The organism is Kitasatospora sp. NPDC059812, from assembly GCF_042732075.1.
In the GTDB taxonomy this organism is placed as follows: domain Bacteria; phylum Actinomycetota; class Actinomycetes; order Streptomycetales; family Streptomycetaceae; genus Kitasatospora.
Window position 1 is genome coordinate 1 of the sequence record NZ_JBHWIO010000164.1, and the last position, 6,015, is coordinate 6,015.

Genomic DNA, 6,015 nt, shown 5'->3' on the forward strand with positions numbered 1-6,015 from the left:
GCGGGGGGGGCCGGGCGGGTGCGGGGTGGGGGGGGGTGTCACCCCGGCGCTGGCGGGGTGGTGGCCCCGGGGGGGGCCCCCGTCCTCCCGGCGGGGGGCCCCCTCGCCGCCGTCGGCGGGGAGGAAGGTCACCGACCCGTCGTCGTACTCGGCGGATCCGTTCGGGCTGTGGACCGTGCGCCAGGAGATCCGCTGCCGCTGTTCGCCGTAGTCCACCGACTCCAGCTTGCAGACGTCGATGGGCGGGCCGCCGGAGTACGCCAGGTAGTTCGGCTGCGCCAGGTACAGGTTGCGTTCGATCTGACGGGTGGGCCGCCCCTGGGCGTCGTGGGAGACCACGTGGACCCGTCCGCCGAGGTAGTCGGTCATGTAGCTGATGGACCGGCTGATGTCGACCCGCCGTACGAACTCCGGGTACGGCGCGTTGACGGTGCGTTCGCAGCCGAACAGGATCGAGTGGCCCACGTGCTGCCAGCGCATCTGCCAGGCGTCCGCGGGCAGCGCGTCGATCACCGTCTCCAGCGGCCGCAGGAGGCCGGTGATCCGGTCGAAGTCCTCGTGGGTGTAGGCGTCCGGGTCGACCGCGAGGGAGACGTCCCGGCGCCGGATGCCGTGCTTGGCGTTCCCGGTCCGCCAGGCGCGGACGGTGGAGGAGGCCGAGGCCGCCGCGCCGACCATCGTGCACAGGGCGGCGGCCGCCGCCGGGTTCGCGTCCGCGGCGCGGATGAGCGAGGTGAGGAGGCGGGAGAGCCGGGCGAGCGCCGGATCGGTGACTTCCGCCGCTCCCGGGGCCACGTGCCAGGCGGCGATGCTGAACAGTCGGTGGGCCCGCCCGTCCGGAGCGAGCCGGCGCACCGCCTCGACCAGGGACCTCGGCGGGTTACGCCAGCCCTGGTAGGGCGTCAGGTCGCCGTCGATCCGGTAGGCGTCCGGCAGGCCCCGGTCGCTGAGCACCCGCGCGTTGAGCGGCGACGAGACGGGGTCGACGCCCATGAGCAGTGCGCCGACCAGGTCCGCCAGGACGCCGTCCGGCGCGGCGATCACCGTCTCCGTCCGCAGCGGCCTGCCGACCTGCGATCCGGCGCAGCCGTGGCTGCTCACCACGGCGTCGATGAGGTGGAAGTCCGGCGGGTAGGAGCCCAGCAGGTCCACGATGACCTCGGCGCCGTCGCGTCGGGCGCGGTAGTGGTGGTGCTTGTCGTCCTGCGGGAGCACGCCGAACAGGTTGGCCAGGCACAGGGCGTAGCCGAACTCCGGGTGGGTGCTGTTCTTCGCGATGTTGATCCGGAAGCCCGCCTCCAGCCAACTGCGCGCCATGCCGCTGCCGTGCAGCACCGCGGAGGCGGGGAAGTCCGCCGGTTCGACCTCCTCCGACAGGTCCACGACGCGGTAGGCGTTGTCCTGCGGGGTCCGCCCGCCGTAGCCGAGCCGGCGGCAGGTGTCGACGAGCTGGGGGCCGGCCAGCCAGGTGTCGGGGCCGCAGCGGGCGGCGCCGACGGTGACGTCGCGGTAGCCCCGGTCGTGCAGCAGGTCGATCAGGTGCTCCACCAGGGCGGCGCTGACCGCGGTCGCCGGGTCGCCGTACGCGGACGCGCCCGGTGTCAGCAGCACCGCGACCGCTCCCGGGTCGCCGTGCGCCCGCCCGGCCAGTCGCTCCCAGAGTCCGGCCCGGGTGACCGCTTCGGCCAGCAGGTCGGCGGAGGAGAGCGGCCGGACTCGGGTGGAGCGGGCCACGGCGGCGACGACGGTCACATCTCCCCCAACGCCGACGGACGGCTTTCCTGCGTGCGGTCGGCCCATCGCTGATTGGCCAGAAAATATCCCAAAGAGGTTTAAAGCGATGCTACTGCGCGGACATCGGATGCGGGGCGGGACGCGCGCTCGTGTCCCGGACGCGGCCCGGTCCGGCCGGGCAAACGAACACGGCCGGGCAAACGAACAGACCGGGGGCGCTGTCGGGCCACGGGGCGGTGTCCGGCCGGGGTCGGGTCAGCGGCCGATCAGGGACTCGGGCCGGATGGGCAGTTCGCGGACCCGGACGCCGGTGGCGTGGTGCACGGCATTGCTGATCGCCGCCGCCGTCCCCACGATGCCCAGTTCTCCGATGCCCTTGGAGCCCATCGGGTTGAGGTGAGGGTCGGGGTCGTCGATCCAGTACGCGTCGACCGCGGTGACGTCGGCGTGCGCGGCGACGTGGTAGGCGGCCAGGTCGCGCTCGACGTGCCCGCCGAAGGACGGGTCGGTGGTGCTGTGCTCCAGCAGGGCCATCGACAGCCCCATGATCATCGCGCCGGTCAGCTGGCTCCGCGCGGCCAACGGGTTGATGACGCGTCCGGCCGCGAACACCCCGAGCAGGCGGCGCACCCGCACCTCGGCGGTGTCCTGGTCGACCTGGACCTCGGCGAACTGCGCGCCGAAGGCGTGCCGCGCGTACTCCTGGCCGGTGCTCCCCACCTCCTCGGCGGTGTCGGCGTGTCGGGTCAGCCCGCCGGTGGGCGGCCGCCCGCCCTGCTCGGCCAGTGCCGTGCGCAGCTCCTCGCAGGCCCGGTGCACGGCCCATCCCCAGGAGGCGGTGCCGGAGGAGCCGCCCGCCAGCGGTGCCTTCGGCAGGTCGCTGCGGCCGATCCGCAGCTCGACGCGCTCGGGTGCGACCCGCAGGGCGTCGGCGGCGATCCGCACCAGCGCGGTGCGCGCCCCGGTGCCGATGTCGGTGGCGTTGATCCGCAGCAGGAAGCTTCCGTCGGGGCGGGCGTGCGCCTCCGCGGTCGCGGGACCGACCAGCACGGGGTAGGTCGAGGCCGCCACTCCTGTGCCGAGCAGCAGCCGGCCGTCCCGGCGGACACCGGGGCGGGGGTCGCGGTCGGCCCAGCCGAAGCGCCGGGCGCCCTCGCGCAGGCACTCGACCAGGCGGCGGCTGCTGAACGGCTTCCCGCTGTCCGGCTCGAACGCGGGCTCGTTGCGGATCCGCAGTTCGACGGGGTCGAGGCCGCAGGCCACGGCCAGTTCGTCCATGGCGGACTCGAGCGCGAACATGCCGGGGCACTCACCGGGCGCCCGCATCCAGGAGGGGGTGGGCACGTCGAGCCGGGCGACCCGGTGGACGGTGCGGCTGTGCGGCGCGGCGTACATCATCCGGGCGGGGACGGCGGCCTGCTCGACGAATTCGCGCAGCGTGGAGCTGCGGGTGGCCACCTCGTGAGCGAGGGCCGAGATCCGGCCGGTGGTGTCGGCGCCGATCCGGACCCGTTGGACGGTGGGGGAGCGGTGCCCGACCAGGTCGGCCAGCTGGGCGCGGGCCAGGCAGAGCTGGACCGGCCGTCCGACCGCGCGGGCGGCCAGTGCGGCCAGCACCGTGGGCGCCCGGGTGGTGCCCTTGGAACCGAAGCCGCCGCCGACGTGCTCGCTGACCACCAGGACGTCCTCGGCGCGCAGGCCGAAGAGCTTCGACAGGTTCTCCTGGCTGTTGCCGGAGCCCTGGCTGGCGTCGTGGACGGTGAGCCGGCCGCCGTCCCAGGCGGCCGTCGCGGCGTGCGGCTCCATGGGGTGGTTGTGCAGCGGCGGCAGGTGGTAGGTGGCGTCCACCCGGTTCAGGGCAGTCCGGTAGGCCTTGTCGAAGTCGCCTCTGGCACGCTCCGCGGGGTAGCCGCCGTTGGCCTCCTCGGGGGTGTAGAGGCCCGGGTGGTCGGCGGTCAGCAGGACGTCGTGCGGCTCCGGGGTGCAGCTGATCCGCAGCGCGCGGGCGCCGGCCCGGGCGGCCTCCGGGGTCTCGGCGACCACCAGCGCGACCGGCTGCCCGTGATGGGCGATCCGCGCGGACTGGAGCACGGCCAGCGTCGGGTCGTCGGTCGGGGCCAGCCGCTCGGCGTTGCGGTGGGTGATCACCGCGAGGACGGCCGGGTCGGCGAGAGCGTCGGCGTCCTCGACGGCGTCCACCACGCCGCGCGCGAGCGAGGCGGTGACGAGCCAGGCGTAGGCGGTGCCGGCCGGGTGGTGGTCGGCCGCGTAACGGGCACGGCCGGTGACCTTGTCGGGCCCCTCCACCCGGGTCAGCGAGGTGTCCCGGTGCTCCCGGTGCGCCTGGTGCGCCTGGTGGTCCTGGCGGTCCCGGTGCTCCTGGCGACCCTGGTGCTCCTGGTGATCCTGGTGAGCCGTCATCCGAGGTCCTCCTCCTGCTGCGGTGTGAGGTCGGCGAGGACCCGTACGGCCACCTCGCGTGCCAGCGGCACCTTGAACGCGTTGTCCCGCAGCGGCCGGGCGGCCGCCAGCTCGGCGTCCAGCGCGGTCCTGAAGGCCTCCTCGGTGGCGGGCTGCCCGAGCAGCGCCCGCTCGGCGACCGTCGCCCGCCAGGGCTTCGCCGCCACTGCGCCGAGCGCCAGTGCGATCCGTGCCACCCGCCCCTCGCGCACCACCAGTGCGGCGGCGACCGAGACGGTGGCGAAGGCGAACGAGGCCCGCTCGCGGACCTTGCGGTAGGCCGAGCGGGTGCCCGACCACGGCGGTGGCAGGTCGACCGCGGTGATCAGCTCGCCGGGGCGAAGCCCCGTCTCGCGGGCGGGGGTGTCCCCGGGCAGTCGGTAGAACTCGGTGAGCGGGCAGCAGCGGGACCCGGCCGGACCGGTCAGCCGCACCTCGGCGTCCAGCGCCGCCAGTGCCACCGCGAGGTCGGACGGGTGGGTGGCCACGCAGGCCGCGGAGGCCCCCAGCACGGCCAGATCCCTGTGCACGCCCTCGCGCGCGGGGCAGCCGGAGCCGGCGACACGCTTGTTGCACGGCTTGGTGACGTCCTGGAAGTACGGGCAGCGGGTGCGCTGGAGCAGGTTGCCGGCGGTGGTGGCGAGGTTGCGCAGCTGCCCGGACGCGCCCGACAGCAGGGCCTGGGACAGCGCGGGATAGTGCAGCCGGACCAGCGGGTGCGCGGCCAGCTCGCTGTTGGGCACCGTCGCGCCGATTCGCAGGCCGCCGCCGGAGACCGGTTCCACCAGGCCGAGCGGCAGCCGGCTCACGTCCACCAGCAGCTCCGGTGCCTCCACACCGAGCTTGAGCAGGTCGACCAGGTTGGTGCCGCCGGCGAGGAACCTGGCTCCTGGAACCTGCGCGGCCAGCGCCACGGCCGAGGCGACGTCGGCGGGCCGGTGGTAGCCGAAGGGCTTCACGGGGCGACCTCCCGGACGGCCCGGACGATGCCGGGGTAGGCGCCGCACCGGCAGAGGTTGCCGCTCAGGCGTTCGCGGATCTCCGCCTCGTCCAGCGACGACGGCGCCTGCGCGTCGGCGTCCGTCACGGCGCTCGGCCAGCCCTTCGCCGCCTCCGCGAGCATCCCGACCGCCGAGCAGAGCTGCCCGGGCGTGCAGAAGCCGCACTGGAACGCGTCGTACTCGATGAACGCCCGCTGGAGCGGGTGCGGCCGGTCGCCGGAGGCCAGGCCCTCGACCGTGGTGACCGCGGCCCCGTCCTGTGCGACCGCGAGCACCAGGCAGCTGTTCACCCGCCGCCCGTCCAGCAGCACCGTGCACGCCCCGCACTGTCCGTGGTCGCATCCCTTCTTCGCCCCTGTCAGCGCCAACCGCTCGCGCAGCAGGTCGAGCAGCGTGCGGCGGTGGTCCACCTCAAGGGTGTGCTGGTCACCGTTGACGGAGAGCGTGACGGTACTGGCCACATCCATGGCTTCCTCGGGGGGTCGGTCGGCAGCCGGCCGCGCCGGCCGGCACCGTGATGCCTTCCACCGCCGGGACGGAGCCCGTAGCCAGGGGGCCCGGAACCACCGGTTCGGTCCCGTGTGGCGGCCGCGCGGCGCGCGCCTGAACGGTCCCGGGCCGGGTATTTGCCTTGGGCGCCGAGGAGGGGTACTGTCAGCCAGTCGCTCGGCAGGGAGCACCGGACACGCATCGGCGCGGACGGTCCCGCGGTGGCCAATCCTTTCGAAACACCATTTCCTGGTTCGGGCTGGGTCGCGTCTTGTCGCGGCTTGGTTCTTATTCGGCGTGTTCGTTTTATTGGATTGCGGCCGATTCGCTT

At 74.4% G+C, this 6,015-nt stretch carries 4 protein-coding genes; all 4 read right to left on the reverse strand.

Annotated elements, in window-relative coordinates; genetic code table 11:
• The coding region (locus tag ACFV6D_RS38480; protein WP_380563372.1) for a DUF362 domain-containing protein at positions 1-1,752 on the reverse strand (1,752 nt) is incomplete at its 3' end.
• A gap of 237 nt (positions 1,753-1,989) precedes the next feature.
• Positions 1,990-4,155: a xanthine dehydrogenase family protein molybdopterin-binding subunit gene (locus tag ACFV6D_RS38485; protein WP_380563374.1), complete on the reverse strand. Its 2,166-nt coding sequence runs from the start codon at positions 4,153-4,155 to the stop codon at positions 1,990-1,992.
• Positions 4,152-5,153, reverse strand: coding sequence for an FAD binding domain-containing protein (locus ACFV6D_RS38490; RefSeq protein WP_380563376.1), 1,002 nt, complete (start codon positions 5,151-5,153; stop codon positions 4,152-4,154). The genes ACFV6D_RS38485 and ACFV6D_RS38490 overlap by 4 nt, the downstream gene beginning before the upstream one ends.
• On the reverse strand, positions 5,150-5,662 hold the full coding sequence (locus tag ACFV6D_RS38495; protein WP_380563378.1) for a (2Fe-2S)-binding protein: 513 nt from the start codon (positions 5,660-5,662) through the stop codon (positions 5,150-5,152). The genes ACFV6D_RS38490 and ACFV6D_RS38495 overlap by 4 nt, the downstream gene beginning before the upstream one ends.
• Positions 5,663-6,015 lie beyond the last annotated feature (353 nt).

What these genes read in the sequence shown, in the direction of transcription:
- ACFV6D_RS38485 (WP_380563374.1), bottom strand. Translation starts at nt 4,155, where the DNA reads ATGACGGCTCACCAGGATCACCAGGAGCACCAGGGTCGCCAGGAGCAC.
- ACFV6D_RS38495 (WP_380563378.1), bottom strand. Translation starts at nt 5,662, where the DNA reads ATGGATGTGGCCAGTACCGTCACGCTCTCCGTCAACGGTGACCAGCAC.